Annotated in this window: 13 protein-coding genes; 10 read left to right on the plus strand and 3 right to left on the minus strand. The window is 58.4% G+C overall.

Features of this window, described 5'->3' with window-relative positions:
* The first annotated feature begins 44 nt into the window (after positions 1 to 44).
* The 6 genes from infB (at position 45) to ACLI1L_RS05460 (ending at position 7,458) form a co-directional block, all read left to right on the plus strand.
* Complete coding sequence (gene infB, locus ACLI1L_RS05435) at positions 45 to 2,879, plus strand: translation initiation factor IF-2 (RefSeq protein ID WP_411708255.1); 2,835 nt, start codon at positions 45 to 47, stop codon at positions 2,877 to 2,879.
* 265 nt (positions 2,880 to 3,144) lie between these two features.
* Positions 3,145 to 3,588 carry a 30S ribosome-binding factor RbfA gene (rbfA, locus tag ACLI1L_RS05440; RefSeq protein WP_086587499.1) on the plus strand — a complete coding sequence of 148 codons (444 nt, stop codon included), beginning with the start codon at positions 3,145 to 3,147 and terminating at the stop codon, positions 3,586 to 3,588.
* Positions 3,589 to 4,551 (plus strand): DHH family phosphoesterase, encoded by a 963-nt coding sequence (locus ACLI1L_RS05445; protein ID WP_086587500.1) that lies wholly within the window; start codon positions 3,589 to 3,591, stop codon positions 4,549 to 4,551.
* Positions 4,548 to 5,888, plus strand: a complete 1,341-nt coding sequence (locus ACLI1L_RS05450) for an MATE family efflux transporter (RefSeq protein WP_086587501.1) — start codon at positions 4,548 to 4,550, stop codon at positions 5,886 to 5,888. The genes ACLI1L_RS05445 and ACLI1L_RS05450 overlap by 4 nt, the downstream gene beginning before the upstream one ends.
* A gap of 86 nt (positions 5,889 to 5,974) precedes the next feature.
* Positions 5,975 to 6,787 (plus strand): metallophosphoesterase family protein, encoded by an 813-nt coding sequence (locus tag ACLI1L_RS05455; protein ID WP_086587502.1) that lies wholly within the window; start codon positions 5,975 to 5,977, stop codon positions 6,785 to 6,787.
* On the plus strand, positions 6,784 to 7,458 hold the full coding sequence (locus ACLI1L_RS05460; RefSeq protein WP_086587503.1) for a 4'-phosphopantetheinyl transferase: 675 nt from the start codon (positions 6,784 to 6,786) through the stop codon (positions 7,456 to 7,458). The genes ACLI1L_RS05455 and ACLI1L_RS05460 overlap by 4 nt, the downstream gene beginning before the upstream one ends.
* Here ACLI1L_RS05460 and truB read toward each other — a convergent pair.
* Positions 7,455 to 8,348, minus strand: coding sequence for a tRNA pseudouridine(55) synthase TruB (gene truB / locus ACLI1L_RS05465; protein WP_086587504.1), 894 nt, complete (start codon positions 8,346 to 8,348; stop codon positions 7,455 to 7,457). The genes ACLI1L_RS05460 and truB overlap by 4 nt on opposite strands.
* Before the next feature lie 23 nt (positions 8,349 to 8,371).
* On the opposite strand from truB, the gene ACLI1L_RS05470 reads away from it, so the two are divergent.
* The 4 genes from ACLI1L_RS05470 (at position 8,372) to ACLI1L_RS05485 (ending at position 13,157) form a co-directional block, all read left to right on the plus strand.
* Positions 8,372 to 9,394 carry a bifunctional riboflavin kinase/FAD synthetase gene (locus ACLI1L_RS05470; RefSeq protein ID WP_086587505.1) on the plus strand — a complete coding sequence of 341 codons (1,023 nt, stop codon included), beginning with the start codon at positions 8,372 to 8,374 and terminating at the stop codon, positions 9,392 to 9,394.
* The gene (locus tag ACLI1L_RS05475; protein ID WP_411708256.1) at positions 9,395 to 10,327 is read left to right on the plus strand and encodes a nucleoside hydrolase; all 933 of its coding nucleotides are present in this window, start codon (positions 9,395 to 9,397) and stop codon (positions 10,325 to 10,327) included.
* Positions 10,328 to 10,497: 170 nt separating this feature from the next.
* A complete protein-coding gene (gene rpsO / locus ACLI1L_RS05480) occupies positions 10,498 to 10,767 on the plus strand; it encodes a 30S ribosomal protein S15 (protein WP_005278802.1) in 270 nt (89 codons plus the stop codon).
* A gap of 143 nt (positions 10,768 to 10,910) precedes the next feature.
* Positions 10,911 to 13,157 (plus strand): polyribonucleotide nucleotidyltransferase, encoded by a 2,247-nt coding sequence (locus tag ACLI1L_RS05485; RefSeq protein ID WP_086587507.1) that lies wholly within the window; start codon positions 10,911 to 10,913, stop codon positions 13,155 to 13,157.
* A 94-nt stretch (positions 13,158 to 13,251) separates the two neighbouring features.
* Here the strand turns inward: ACLI1L_RS05485 and ACLI1L_RS05490 are convergent, their stop codons facing one another.
* Positions 13,252 to 13,953: an AMIN domain-containing protein gene (locus tag ACLI1L_RS05490; protein ID WP_086587508.1), complete on the minus strand. Its 702-nt coding sequence runs from the start codon at positions 13,951 to 13,953 to the stop codon at positions 13,252 to 13,254.
* Positions 13,954 to 14,074: 121 nt separating this feature from the next.
* The gene (locus ACLI1L_RS05495; RefSeq protein WP_239204191.1) at positions 14,075 to 14,464 is read right to left on the minus strand and encodes a VOC family protein; all 390 of its coding nucleotides are present in this window, start codon (positions 14,462 to 14,464) and stop codon (positions 14,075 to 14,077) included.
* Positions 14,465 to 14,538: the final 74 nt, after the last annotated feature.

Consider the following 14,538-nt stretch of genomic DNA (forward strand, 5'->3'; position numbering starts at 1 on the left):
AGTTTCCGTGGCCTTGGCTCCTAGTCGATACCAAGAGGAGACAAGTGCCCGGAAAGCTACGTGTTCACGAGCTAGCAAAGCAGCTCGGAGTAACCAGCAAGGAACTGCTCGCCACCCTGAAAGAACAGGGTGAGTTTGTAAAGACTGCTTCTTCCACCATCGAACCGCCGGTGGTTAAGAAGATGCGAGCTCATTATGAAGCACAGTCCGGTGGCGATGAGTCCGCCGAGAAGAAGCAAGACAAAAAGCCTGCCAAGGGTGCTGCTAAGAGCACTGCCAAAGCAAGTGCTCCTAAGCCAGGGGCGCAGTCCGCTGCAGCCAAGCCCGGGGCAAAGGCTGCCGCACCGAAGCCGGGCGCACAGGCTCCGAAGCCGGGGGCCAAGCCTGCCGCACCGAAGCCAGCTCAGGGCGCTCCTAAGCCCGGCGCACAGCCAGCTGCACCGAAGCCAGGCGCACAGGCTCCGAAGCCGGGGGCCAAGCCTGCCGCACCGAAGCCAGGCCAGGGCGCACCTAAGCCCGGCCAGGCTGGTGGCAAGAAGACGGGCGAGCGCCCGACCCCAGGCAATTCCATGCCTCGCCCGATGCCGAAGCCAGGCGGTACCCGCCGCGTAGCCAATAACCCGTTCTCCACGGGCGGCGGCGATAGCCGGCCGGGCCCACGTCCAGGCGGCTCTAAGGGCCCGCGTGGCGGCAATAAGCCAGATAACCGCGGCAAGCGCGGCGGTCAAAACGAGGGTGGAAATAACCGCCAGGGTGGCAATAGCCAGGGTGGCGGCGGTCGCCGTCCATCCCCAGCGATGATGCCTTCCCATCCAAACCCTGCATCGATGCCGTCTAAGGCACCGAGCGGTGGTGGACGCGGTGGCCGTGGCCGTGGTGGTCACGGAGGACCAGGCGGCGGTCGGCCAGGTGGCGGCCGTCCAGGCGGTTTCCGTGGCGGCGGACGCGGCGGACGTCGCGGTGGCACCGCAGGTGCATTCGGCCGTCCAGGTGGCGCTCCACGCAAGGGCAAGAAGTCTAAGCGTCAGAAGCGCCATGAGTACGAAGAGCAGCAGAAGCATGTCGTAGGCGGCGTGCGCTTGCCAGATGGCAAGGGCAAGACCGTCCGCCTGCGTCGTGGCGCTTCCCTTTCGGACTTCGCTGAGAAGATCGGTGCGGATCCAGCAGCACTGGTGCAGGCGCTGTTTAACCTTGGCGAAATGGTGACGGCGACCGCTTCGGTATCGGAAGATACGCTGCAGCTGCTCGGCTCTGAGATTAACTACAACGTCGAGGTCGTCTCCCCTGAGGATGAGGACCGCGAGCTCCTCGAGTCCTTCGACCTGCAGTTCGGTGAGGACGAAGGCGGCGAGGAAGCGCTGGAGAATCGTCCTCCAGTCGTCTCCGTCATGGGTCACGTTGACCACGGTAAGACCCGCCTGTTGGACGCCATCCGCAAGACCAACGAGGGCGCCCGCGAGGAAGGCGGCATCACCCAGGGCATTGGTGCATACCAGACCACGGTAGACGTGGACGGCGAACGCACCATTACCTTCCTGGATACCCCGGGTCACGAGGCCTTTACCGCCATGCGTGCCCGTGGTGCTAAGTCCACCGACTTGGCCATCCTCGTGGTTGCCGCCGATGACGGCGTCATGCCACAGACCGTGGAGGCCATCAACCACGCCAAGGCTGCGGATATTCCGGTAGTCGTGGCAGTCAACAAGGTGGATAAGCCGGAAGCTCAGCCGGATAAGATCCGTGGCCAGCTCACCGAATACGGCTTGGTTCCGGAGGAATACGGTGGCGACACCATGTTCGTGGACATCTCTGCGAAGCAGGGTAAGAACATCGATCAGCTGCTCGAGTCCGTCATCCTGACCGCGGATGCAGCCTTGGAGCTGACCGCTAACCCAGATATGGACGCACAGGGTGTGGCAATTGAGGCACACCTCGACCGCGGCCGTGGTCCGGTTGCTACCGTCATTGTCCAGCGCGGTACCTTGCACGTGGGCGATTCCATCGTCGTGGGCGATGCACACGGCCGTGTGCGCCGCATGCTCGATGAATTCGGCGGCGACGTCGAAGAGGCCGGTCCATCCCGCCCGGTTCAGGTCCAAGGCCTGTCTGGTGTGCCTGGCGCTGGCGATAACCTGCTCGTGGTGGAAGACGACCGCGTTGCCCGCCAGATTGCCAACCAGCGTGACGCCCGCAAGCGCTCTGCCCTGCAGGCCAAGCAGCGCAAGCGCGTCTCCTTGGAGGATCTGGACAAGGTATTGCAGGAGACTTCGACCCTCAACCTCATCCTCAAGGGCGACAATGCCGGTTCCGTCGAGGCACTGGAAGACGCCCTGCTGGATATCAAGACCGAGGACGAAGTCGAGCTCAACATCATCGACCGTGGTGTGGGCGCTGTGACCGAGACCAACGTCTCCCTGGCAGCGGCTTCCGACGCCGTTATCATTGCCTTCAACACTCGTGCGGAAGGCAAGGCGACGGAGATGGCCACCCAAGAGGGCGTGGATATTCGTTACTACACGATCATCTACAAGGCCATCGAAGAGGTCGAAGCTGCGCTCAAGGGCATGCTCAAGCCTATTTACGAGGAACGCGACACCGGTGCGGCCGAAATCCGTGCCCTGTTTAAGTCCTCCGCGGTGGGTACCATCGCCGGCTGCATGGTCACCGAGGGCAAGGTTGTCCGTAACGGCAAGATTCGCTTGCTGCGCGATAACAACGTCATCACTGCCGACGCCAAGATTGAGTCCCTGCGTCACGAGAAGGACGACGCAACCGAGATCAAGGCCGGCTATGAGTGCGGTATGGTGCTCTCTTACCCGGATATCCAGGTAGGCGACATCATCCAGGCCTACGAAGAGGTCGAGGTTCCGCGCGACTAACTGACGCCGCCGCAAGGCCCACTTCCACACTCACCGTCTCTCCACTGAATGTGCTTCCAGCACACAGGTGGGGAGGATTGGGGAGAGTGGAAGTGGGCCTTTTGCTTTAGCAGCTTGTTTATAGCGATGATTTTGCATGGCCCACTTCGCACCTGTGCAAGCGGTACGGGTTTTCATTGTCCGGTATTGCGCACTAAACTGGTGGTTTCTTATACCGGTTGGCGGTAATTTTAAAGATGGATTCTTTTTGAGCTGGGAGGTTCACATGGTTGATCACGCACGCGCAGCGCGTATGGCCAAGCGCATTCAGGAAATCGTGGCAAGCGCCATCGAACGCCAGATTAAGGATCGCCGCCTTGAGCTGGTGACTATTACGGATACTCGAGTCACCGGCGACCTGCACGATGCCACCGTTTTTTATACCGTGCGCGGAAAAGACATTGACTCCGAGCCGGATTTCCAGCAAGCAGAAGAAGCTCTCAAGCGCGCTAAGGGGCAGCTGCGCAAGATTGTAGGAGATCAGCTCTCCGTGCGCTTTACCCCGACGCTGACCTTCGAGGTCGATACCGTTCCAGAAGCTTCAGCTCATATGGAAGAACTATTAGCTCGTGCCCGTGCCCGCGACGAGGAGTTGGCGAAGCTGAAGAAAAACGCCCAGCCCGCAGGGGACGCAAACCCATATAAGACCTCCGATGAAGACGAGGCTTAAGTGACTAAAAAGCAATACCAGCCGGCAGTTGCTGCCCTGCAGGATGCCCACAGCATCTGCATTGTCACGCATCTGCGGCCGGACGCCGATGCCATCGGTTCTGCTGCGGCGTTGCTGCTCGCGTTGCGGCAACAGGGCAAAGACGTGTGCGCCGTCGTGGGCCAAGATCGGGAAATCTCTCGGAACTTATACACCATTCCCGGTGCCGAGGACGTCACCGTCAGTCGCGAACTGCCCGACGGCTACGACCTTTATGTCACCGTTGATTGTGGTTCCTTGGACCGGACGGGATTTTTTGCAGACCACATTGAGCAGCTAGCCCAGCAGGGCCGGGTTCTGTGCATTGACCATCATTCTTCTAATCCAGGATTCGGTGCCATCAATGTGGTGGATACCGAATGTGAATCCACCACAGTGGTCTTGCTGAGCATCCTGGATTCTCTAGAAATTCAAGTTGACCGCCATATCGCGCACTGCCTTTATGCAGGTTTGATGACTGATACCGGCAGCTTCCGCTGGGGTAGGCCGGCAATGCACGATATTGCCACCCGTCTGATGCATTACGATCTCGATACTAAGCAGATCGCCGCTGACCTCTTGGATTCCATCACACCGGACGATCTACAAATGATTGGTAGGGTACTGGCTGGTCTGCGTATTGAGGAAGCAGGGGAGCACACCCTAGGCATCCTTGTCGCGCGAAGGGATGATATCCACGGCCACTCAGATTCGGCCGTGGAGTCACTGGTGGAATTCGTCCGCGCGCTAGAAGGAACCACCATAGGCGTGGTGTTTAAAGAGCAAGCTCCGGAGGTATGGGCGGTATCCTTACGTTCCTCTCGGATTGATTGCTCCTCCGTTGCTCTTAACTTTGGCGGCGGCGGGCATGTTCCAGCCGCAGGGTATACCGCTCACGGAGCTCCAGAAAAAATCATTAAGGAATTGGTGGCCGCTATTCAATGAGTACAGGGCAGACGGATGGATTGAACACCCAGGATCGCTCCACCGCCGGCACAGTAACCGCACGCGAGGTCTTTGGCCTCGCGTTTCCTGCGCTTGGCGTGCTAGCGGCGATGCCACTCTATCTTCTGTTGGATACCGCGGTGGTCGGCCGCCTTGGCGCGCAAGAGCTAGCTTCTCTGGCCGCAGCGACCACGATTCACTCCGTGGTGACTACGCAGTTGACATTTTTGTCCTACGGCACGACCGCTCGCTCTGCTCGCCTCTTTGGCTCCGGAAAACGCGAAGCTGCGGTTGCTGAGGGCGTGCAAGCTACTTATGTGGCCTTGGGAGTAGGCGGGCTTCTCGCGGTTATCATGTGGATTTTCGGCGGCGCATTTGCTCGTGCTCTAACTGGTGATCCCGCCACGGCTGCTGGAACGGCGTTGTGGCTGCGCATCGCGGCACTTGCCATTCCCGTTACATTGGTGGAAATGGCTGGCAACGGGTGGATGCGCGGAGTCCAAGATACAAAGAAACCGCTGTATTTCACCTTGGCTGGCATGATTCCCGGCGCGATTGCAGTGCCCATCTTTGTCCATTTCTGGGGGCTGGCCGGCTCCGCTATAGCCACGGTACTGGGCATGAGCATTATTGCTGCGCTATTTGTCCGCGAATTACACAAGGAACATACCGGTTCTTGGCACATTCAATGGCGTGTGATACGCGAGCAGTTGATTTTGGGTCGCGATCTCATTTTGCGCTCGGCTAGTTTCCAGGTGGCTTTCCTCACCGCCACGGCCGTGGTCTCCCGGGTGGGTACCGCTTCTCTGGCCGGTCACCAGATCATGATGCAGTTGTGGAACTTTATGTCCCTCATCTTGGATTCTTTGGCCATTGCCGCACAATCTTTGACGGGAGCGGCCCTAGGCGCTGGCTCTGCTAAGCATGCACGCGGTGTAGGCAGCAAGGTCGTGTTGTACTCTACGATTTTTTCGGGACTGCTGGCCGCCGTTTTCGCTGCCGGCGCGGGAATTATTCCACGCATCTTTACCTCCGCTCCGGAGGTTTTGGATGCCATTTCCCAGCCGTGGTGGATCTTGGTAGCCATGGTCATTGGCGGTGGCGTAGTCTTCGCGCTCGATGGCGTACTGCTTGGCGCCGGCGATGCAGCCTTCTTGCGCACACTGACTATTTCTTCGGTTCTGGTGGGATTTTTGCCAGGCGTAATCTTGGCGCATTTTATGGGCACAGGGTTGACTGGCGTGTGGTGCGGTCTTGCTGCATTCATTGCTTTCCGTATGGTGGGCGTGGTCTACCGGTTCCGATCCATGAAATGGGCCGTAGTACAAGAGAACTAGCTGCGCTAAAGTGGGCGTGTTGATACTCTCGCGCGGCGTGCGGCTCCGTGCAGCGCGCAGATTCTAGAAAGGCAGGTGAGAAACCTATGCCAACAGTGTGGGCGGTTTCTGACCTGCATGGAGCGGTCAGCGCCAATAGCGAGCGCATTGATCAGCTCACTCCGCCCGATCCCGCGGATTGGCTCATCGTGGCCGGGGACGTTGCAGAACGCACCGATCTCATCGTTCGTATTTTGCGCCAGCTCAATGATCGCTATGCCAGGGTCATCTGGGCGCCGGGCAATCATGAGTTATTCTCCCGCTCCCAGGACCGGTATCAAGGCCGAGATAAGTATGCGCACCTGGTGGAAAGGTGTAGGGAAATTGGTGTCATTACTCCCGAAGACCCGTATCCGGTATTTCACGGGACCACCATCGTTCCGCTATTTACTTTGTATGATTACAGTTTCCGTCCGCATGACCTTAGCGTGGACGAAGCCATTGACGCGGCGCGCGCAAAACAACTGATGATGACCGATGAGTTCGCCATCGCCCCCTTCGTAGACGTGCGGGCGTGGTGTTGGGACAGGTTGGCCTATTCCATCAAGCGCCTTTCCCGAGTACATGGTCCTACCGTGCTGGTTAACCATTGGCCGTTGGTCCAAGAACCAACCATGCTGTTGCGCTTTCCGGAAATTGCCTTGTGGTGCGGAACCAGGCATACGCGGTCGTGGCCGCGGCGCTATAACGCGGAGTCCGTCATCTATGGGCACCTGCATATGCCGTCTCGCATGAATGTGGATGGCGTTGACCATATCGAGACGTCATTGGGGTATCCACGCGAATGGCAGGGGCGCGACAGCGCCCAGGCGTGGCCGTATCCGGTACTGCGTTCTTTTGAAGGGGAGGAGGCACGATGATGTATCCAGAGTTATTTCCGGAAAGTGCGCGCTATTGCTATGTGCGCACGGATTCGGGTTACGCGGATTTGGCTAATTTTGAAGGCCTCGCGGCCGAAGAAAAGTCTCTCGTTTCCCAGGCAGTTGATGTGCGCAAGGCCGAGTTCGGAGATGCTCGGTGGTGTGCGCATCGAGCCTTGCAGGAATTGGGGGCCAGCCCGGCGACGCCGATTCTGCGCGGCGAGCGCGGCATGCCGCTGTGGCCCGAGGGTTTTGTAGGCTCGATGACCCATACAGAGGGCATGCGGGCTGCGGTGGTTGCCCCTACCTCAGCCTTAAAATCCGTAGGCCTGGATGCAGAACCCGCCGAACCGCTGCCAGATCATGTGCTCACAATGATCGCTCGGGCAGGGGAGATGCCGCAGCTTTTGCGGCTAAGTAAGGCGGGGATTAACTGCCCGGACCGATTGCTCTTTTGCGCCAAGGAAGCCACGTATAAGTCGTGGTTTCCCATGACGTTCCGCTGGCTCGACTTTGATCAAGCAGAAATTGATCTGCGCGAGGATGGCACGCTCATTTCCTATATTTTGGCCCGGCCTACTCCGGTGCCGTTTATCACTGGGCGCTGGGTGATTCGAGATGGCTACGTCATCGTGTCCACATCGGTTCCGGCCCTAGATTTTAGCCATTAAAGGGTAGAGGGCCGTGCCACAAATACTGTGGCTAGGCGCTTGCCTTTTTCCTTGATGAGCGCGACTGCCTGGCCGTTGGGGGCCACGGCGGCGTGCACGCCTTTAAGCCCGCGGGGTTCGAGCCATTTGCCCATAGCTAGAGCCGCCGCCTCATCCTCGGTGACGGATAGAACCGGGAAGCAGCGAGCCAAGGCTTCGTCCAAGCTCAAGGAAAGGCGCGGGGAATCGGCAAGGTCGTCGAGCGAGAGGGCGTCGGCAAGCGTAAAAGGGCCCACCTTTGTGCGGCGCAAAGCAGTAAGGTGCCCGCCCACGTGTAGGGCCTCGCCCAAATCACGGGCCAGGGAGCGTATATAGGTGCCAGAGGAGCAATCTACCGTGACATCTAAGTCGATATAGTCGCCCTCGTGGCGCTGTGCGAGAACGTCGAATGTATCCACCGTTACCGGACGCGCGGGAATGTCTACCTCGTGGCCCTCGCGTACGAGCTCATGGGCGCGGCGGCCATTAATCTTAATGGCTGATACGGCCGCGGGCTTTTGCATGATATCGCCAGTGAGCTTGGTAATTTCAGCGTCAATTGCAGGGCGGTCAACGCCTGCAGCGCTAGCGCCCCAGGAGTATTCCCCCTCGGCGTCATCGGTGGTGGTGGCGGCGCCGAGCCGGATGGTGGCGTCGTAGGACTTAGTGGAGGCAACCATGTGGGCCAAGAACTTGGTGCCACGCTCCAAGCCAAGGACAAGCACGCCGGTGGCCATGGGGTCGAGAGTGCCGGCATGGCCCACCTTTTTGGTGTGAAAATACCTGCGTAGGCGGCCGACAACATCGTGGGAGGTCATACCGGCGGGTTTGTCTACGATGACGAGGCCGGAGTTTGCGAGCGCATCAGTCATAGCCTCTAAGTCTATGCTCTACGATGGTCTGCGTGGATATTTGGTATGGAATCGATGACATCCCTGCGCAATTAGGCCCAACGTCAGTAACAATCGGCGTCTTTGACGGCCTACACCGCGGCCATCAGCAGCTCATTTCCGCCTGTGTGGAGCACGCTCGCGCCAATGGTGAGCGCCCTGTCATGGTGACCTTTGACCCGCACCCGGTGTCGGTATTCTTGCCGGAGCGTGCCCCACTGGCAGTACTCAGCTTTGAGCGCCGGCTGGAATTGGCCGAAGATCTAGGCATTGAAGCCGTGCTTGTCATCGACTTCACCAGAGACCTAGCCGGCGTGGAGCCGCGGCCCTACGTGGAAGAACTGTTGGTAGGAAAACTCAATGCGCAGCACATAGTGGTGGGGGAGAACTTCACCTTTGGCGCGGGTGCCACCGGAACCGCCCGGGCCATGCAAGATTTTGGTGCCGAGTTTGGCTTTAGCGTGGATATCGTCCCGTTGCTGGATGATGCCGGCGTGCGGATTTGTTCCACCCATATTCGCGAGTGTCTTGCAAACGGGGACATTGAATCCGCTAATTGGGCGCTCGGCCGCCATTTCACCGTGACCGGGCCCGTGGTACGCGGCGCGGGTCGGGGAGGAAAGGAACTGGGCTTTCCTACGGCCAATCAGTACTTCCCGGATACGGTGGCCATCCCGGCCGATGGCGTTTACGCAGGGTGGTTTATTGTCCACTCTGACTCTTCCATAGACGGCGATATGCGCCCTGGCGTGGCCTACGCGGCTGCTATTTCCGTGGGCACCAACCCTACTTTTGGGGACGAGGAGCGCTCCATCGAGTCCTTCGTGCTCGACCGCGATGCGGATCTGTATGGATATGAGGCCACGGTGCATTTCGTCGGTCACATTCGCGATATGGTGAAGTTCAATTCCGTGGATGAGCTGCTAGAAGCCATGTCCAATGACGTAGCCAAGGCGCGCCGGGTGCTTGCTGCCGATGCTAAGGCACAAGGCTGGACCGCCAAAGACTATTTCCTACGGGAGAAATAAATGAAGGCCATTCTCGATCTCGATACCGGCATTGATGATGCCTTGGCGCTGGCGTATGCCATAGCCCATCCAGACTTGGAACTAATCGGTGTGACCTGTACGTACGGCAACGTGACTGTGCCCTTGGCCGTGCGCAATACACTTGCCCTCTTGGAGCTGCTGGGTAAAGGCGATATTCCGGTTTTTGCCGGCCCCAGCCCGGCAGGCTTTCGGCCGAGCGATATTTCCTCCTTTATCCATGGCCGCAACGGCGTAGGCGAGGTCCTCCTGCCGCCGGCAACCGGGCAGGTCCAGTCTCAACCCGCGGCAGACTTCCTCATCCAAGCCGTCCATGAGCATGGCGCTGATTTGGTGATCATTCCTACCGGCCCCTCCACCACGATTGCTGCTGCAATGCGCCAAGACCCCAGTTTTGCCGCGAACGCGCACCTGGTGATGATGGGCGGGGCGCTCACAGTACCTGGAAATGTCACGCCGTGGTCTGAGGCTAATATTTCCCAGGATCCGGAGGCTACCGATTACCTATTCCGCCATGCTGGCGATATCACCATGGTGGGCCTGGATGTCATTTTGCGCACGTTGTTGACTGCGGAGGAATCCGCTCGTTGGCGCGCTTCGGGTACCCGTGCCGGTCGTATCTTTGCGGACATGGTCGATTATTATATTGGTGCCTATGCCACTACGTCGCCGTATTTGGGCGGTTGCGGCTTGCACGATCCACTGGCCGTGGCGGTGGCAGCAGATGCCTCGCTTGTCGACGTCCTTTCGATAAACCTCAAGACCGATACCACCGGCCCTACCCGCGGTCGGACAATCGCAGACGAAACCCGGCTTTCGACAGCGGCAACCGCGAAAGTAGCTGTGGGTGTAGATAGCGAGCGCTTTGTGCGGGAGTTTGTAGAACTACTGGAAACCCTCTTTAGCGAGCTCTAGCAGGCCAGACTTAAGGGCCAGGGAGTTTTGATTTTCTGTGTCCGGACGCTGTAAGGTATCTCTTTGGCTTAGCGACTGCGGTTCACAGCAGTTGCGGCACGTACGAGTCTCGCGCACCGCGCAGGCTTATGCGTCACGATAATGTGGACTGAAATAAAGGAGAAATACTCATGGCTTTGACCACTGAGAAGAAGGCTGAAATCCTCAAGGAGTACGGCCTGCACGAAACCGATACCGGTTCCCCTGAGGCACAGGTTGCCCTGCTGACCTCCCGCATCAATACCTTGACCGAGCACCTGAAGTTTCACAAGCACGATCACCACTCCCGTCGTGGTCTGCTGCTGATGGTTGGTCGCCGTCGTGGCCTGCTGAAGTACCTGGCTGAGAACAACGTCGATCGTTACCGTGATCTGATCTCTCGCCTGGGCCTGCGCCGTTAATTTCGGCTCAGCTTTGGCCCTCTCGCCCCGCCCTTAGGCGGGGCTTTTGTGGTTTTTCTGTTAGAATTTGACAGCGTTGTCGTAGACAAAATTGACCAGGCGGCACCGACGATCGCCTAAACCACTCAAGGAGACATTTTTTAATGAGCGTTCAGAACTCCGTCGAGTTCAACATTGACGAGGACTTTGGCATTACCGAAGCCATTGCCACGCTAGACAATGGTGACTTTGGCACCCGCACGTTGCGCTTTGAAACCGGCCAGCTAGCCCGCCAGGCAGACGGCTCCGTGACCACCTACTTGGACGATGACACCATGTTGTTGGCCACCACCACCGCTTCTAACCAGCCGCGCGAGGGATTCGATTTCTTCCCCTTGACCGTTGACGTAGAAGAACGCATGTATGCCGCTGGCAAGATTCCGGGCTCCTTCTTCCGCCGAGAGGGGCGCCCTTCTTCTGAGGCTATCCTGGCCTGCCGCCTCATCGACCGTCCGCTGCGCCCGACCTTTGTCAAGGGCCTGCGCAATGAGGTCCAGGTTGTCGTCACCGTCATGTCCCAGGATCCGGAAGAGTACTACGACGTCGTTGCCATCAACGGCGCTTCCGCCGCTACCCAGCTGTCTGGCTTGCCCGTCTCTGGTGCTGTAGGCGGCGTCCGCATGGCTCTTATTGCCGACGATAAGCACCCGGAAGGCCAGTGGGTGGCTTTCCCGAACCACGAGCAGCACGAGCGCGCGCTCTTTGAGATGGTTGTTGCCGGCCGCATGGTTAAGAAGGGCCGCAAGGACGACGTGGCCATCATGATGGTCGAGGCTGGTGCCGGCACCAACGTTGCAGAGCGCATTGCTGAAGGCGCTCCTGCGCCGCAGGAAGCAACCGTCGCTGCAGGCCTGGAAGCAGCCAAGCCATTCATTAAGACCCTGTGTGAGGCCCAGAACGGTCTGGCGGAGCGTACCGCCAAGGAAACTCAGGAATTCCCGCTCTTCCCAGCCTATAGTGATGATGTCTTCGAAGCTGTGGAAAGCGCTGCTGCCAAGAAGCTAGAGAAGCTGCTGACTATTCCGGGCAAGCAGGAACGCGACGATGCTACCAATGAATACATGGAGCAGGTCGAAGAAAAGCTCTTGGACCAGTTCGAAGACTTGGATGAGGACAATGCCTCGAAGCAGATCCGCGGCGCGTATAACGCCCTGATGAAGCAGATCGTGCGCCAGAAGATCCTCTCTGAGGGCTTCCGCATTGATGGCCGCGGCGTTACCGATATCCGTGACCTTTCCGTCGAGGTGGATTTGGTGCCACGCGCGCACGGTTCCTCCCTATTTGAGCGCGGAGAAACTCAGATTTTGGGCGTTACCACCCTAGACATGCTCAAGATGGAGCAGCAGATTGATTCCCTGACCCCAGTGGAATCCAAGCGCTATATGCACCACTACAATTTCCCGCCATACTCCACCGGTGAAACCGGCCGTGTAGGTTCCCCGAAGCGCCGCGAGATTGGTCACGGTGCACTAGCCGAGCGCGCCCTGCTTCCGGTCATCCCCTCCCGCGAGGACTTCCCATACGCCATCCGTCAGGTCTCTGAGGCCTTGGGCTCCAATGGCTCTACCTCCATGGGTTCCGTCTGCGCCTCCACCTTGTCCCTCTACAATGCCGGTGTTCCGCTGAAGGCACCCGTAGCTGGCATCGCAATGGGCTTGGTTTCCGGTGAGGTCAACGGTAAGGAGAAGTTCGTCGCCCTGACCGATATCCTCGGTGCCGAGGACGCCTTTGGCGATATGGACTTCAAGGTCGCAGGTACTTCCGAGTACATCACCGCCCTGCAGCTAGACACCAAGCTGGATGGTATCCCGTCTAAGGTCTTGGCTCAGGCATTGGAGCAGGCTCGTGATGCCCGCTCTACCATCCTGGAAACCATGGCTGAGGTCATCGATACGCCGGATGAGATGTCTGGCCTCGCCCCGAAGATCACCTCTGTGAAGATCCCGGTCAATAAGATTGGTGAGCTCATTGGGCCAAAGGGCAAGACCATCAACCAGATCACCGAGGAGACCGGCGCAGATGTCTCCATCGAAGATGACGGAACCGTCTATGTTTCCGCTGCTACCGGTGAAGCCGCAGATGCTGCCATCGAAAAGGTCAATTCCATTGCTAACCCGCAGCTGCCGAAGGTAGGAGAGCGCTTCCTGGGCACCGTGGTAAAGACCGTTCCGTTCGGCGCATTCGTTTCCCTGACTCCGGGTCGCGACGGCCTGATTCACATTTCCAACCTGGGTGGCGATGAGCGCATCGAAAAGGTGGAAGACGTCATCAACGTTGGCGATAAGGTTCAGGTAGAAATCGCTGACATCGATAACCGCGGCAAGATTTCCCTGGTTCCGGTTGAGGATTAATCCTCAAGCCTAAAAGGCCCTGAGCTCCAGTTCACCCACTGGAAGTCAGGGCCTTTCTTGATTTTTGCGTACCCCGAGCGGTGATGTCAGAACTTTAGTTCTGGAAGTCAATCACCACGCGCGATGGCTCTTGCAGAAAAGTCACCGAGTAGGGAGTCTTCTTCTTAAGGCCGATAATGAGCTGGGTTTGTGTCTCGAAGGTGGTGGTGTAGTTGATTTCGCTCACCACCCCGGCACCAGGAGTAGTGCCTGGGGACATGTATTTTTCCTTGAGCTCAGGGGTTGAAGGCCATGGCGTTCCCTCAATGCCTAGGTTTAGAAAGGTAGTGCCCTGAACCTCAACTGGGTTGCCGGATGCCTGCTGGGCGGGGGCATCGGTATAGGAGGTAAACCACCCCGGTTCACCTTCGCCCTCCAAGTCGATGACAACGCGAGTAAACCCATCATGAGCTCCCACTCGCATACCCGTGGGGATGAGGTTTCCAAGTCCTTCCGGCATATGCTGTTGGTCCTCGAGCGAGGCTGTGCCCATGCCCGCAAACGCAACTGGGGACGCGACTTGTGGAATTGATTGCTGGCCAGCATCCGCCGCTGAGGTGCTTTGCGGGGCGGAAGTAGTAGGTGGGGTGGTGCTGGCTGCGGCCTCAGCCGTGTCGACAGTTGACTGAACCTCGCTAAGCGCCGGTGAGCTTTGCTGCGTGGAGTCCTCTGCGGAACAAGCGGCAAGCGATAATGCGCAACCTGCGCTGGTGGCTAGGGCGAGAGTGCGAGAGAAAATTGAACGAGACAAGTTCATCACTTCCTTGGTGCTTACCGTGCTATAAGCCCCATCCTACTGAGGCTGTTGGGGCAGGGGTTAGAAAGTGATGCAATTGTTAAACGTCCTAAAGGGCACGTTGCGGAAGCGGGAAGTAGGCCTACTTCTTTAACTGCACGAGCTGAATAAGGTTTCCCACGGTGTCATCAAAAGCGGCAATGATGGAGGGGCCAACATCGGTGGGCTCCATGGTAAAGTGCACGCCCTTGTCGCTGAGCTCCTTGTATTCGCTTTCAATGTCCGTGGAGAGAAATTGGGTGACCGGAATTCCATCGGCCTTTAGTGCCGCGGCATAGTCTTTTGCTGCGGGGTGGCCTTTCGGCTCGAGAAGTAGCTCGGTGTCTCCCTCGCCATCAGCATTGGTGACGGTAAGCCACCGGAAATCGCCGTGGGTAACGTCATCCTTAACGCGGAATCCTAGCGTGTTGACATAGAAATCGTGAGCGCGTGCAACGTCATCTACGGGAACGGAAGCGATATATATCTGCATGCAGGCCATCCTAGTGATGAAGCTCGGGCACCGTTTAGGAGAACACGTTCTTTGCAGCAGGCGAGGAATTGCGC

Source organism: Corynebacterium sp. LaCa117 (assembly GCF_046717765.1).
Lineage (GTDB): Bacteria > Actinomycetota > Actinomycetes > Mycobacteriales > Mycobacteriaceae > Corynebacterium > Corynebacterium kefirresidentii.

What these genes read in the sequence shown, in the direction of transcription:
- rbfA (WP_086587499.1), top strand. Translation starts at nt 3,145, where the DNA reads ATGGTTGATCACGCACGCGCAGCGCGTATGGCCAAGCGCATTCAGGAA.
- ACLI1L_RS05460 (WP_086587503.1), top strand. Translation starts at nt 6,784, where the DNA reads ATGATGTATCCAGAGTTATTTCCGGAAAGTGCGCGCTATTGCTATGTG.
- ACLI1L_RS05455 (WP_086587502.1), top strand. Translation starts at nt 5,975, where the DNA reads ATGCCAACAGTGTGGGCGGTTTCTGACCTGCATGGAGCGGTCAGCGCC.
- rpsO (WP_005278802.1), top strand. Translation starts at nt 10,498, where the DNA reads ATGGCTTTGACCACTGAGAAGAAGGCTGAAATCCTCAAGGAGTACGGC.
- ACLI1L_RS05485 (WP_086587507.1), top strand. Translation starts at nt 10,911, where the DNA reads ATGAGCGTTCAGAACTCCGTCGAGTTCAACATTGACGAGGACTTTGGC.
- ACLI1L_RS05470 (WP_086587505.1), top strand. Translation starts at nt 8,372, where the DNA reads ATGGTCTGCGTGGATATTTGGTATGGAATCGATGACATCCCTGCGCAA.
- ACLI1L_RS05495 (WP_239204191.1), bottom strand. Translation starts at nt 14,464, where the DNA reads ATGCAGATATATATCGCTTCCGTTCCCGTAGATGACGTTGCACGCGCT.
- truB (WP_086587504.1), bottom strand. Translation starts at nt 8,348, where the DNA reads ATGACTGATGCGCTCGCAAACTCCGGCCTCGTCATCGTAGACAAACCC.
- ACLI1L_RS05475 (WP_411708256.1), top strand. Translation starts at nt 9,395, where the DNA reads ATGAAGGCCATTCTCGATCTCGATACCGGCATTGATGATGCCTTGGCG.
- ACLI1L_RS05490 (WP_086587508.1), bottom strand. Translation starts at nt 13,953, where the DNA reads ATGAACTTGTCTCGTTCAATTTTCTCTCGCACTCTCGCCCTAGCCACC.
- ACLI1L_RS05450 (WP_086587501.1), top strand. Translation starts at nt 4,548, where the DNA reads ATGAGTACAGGGCAGACGGATGGATTGAACACCCAGGATCGCTCCACC.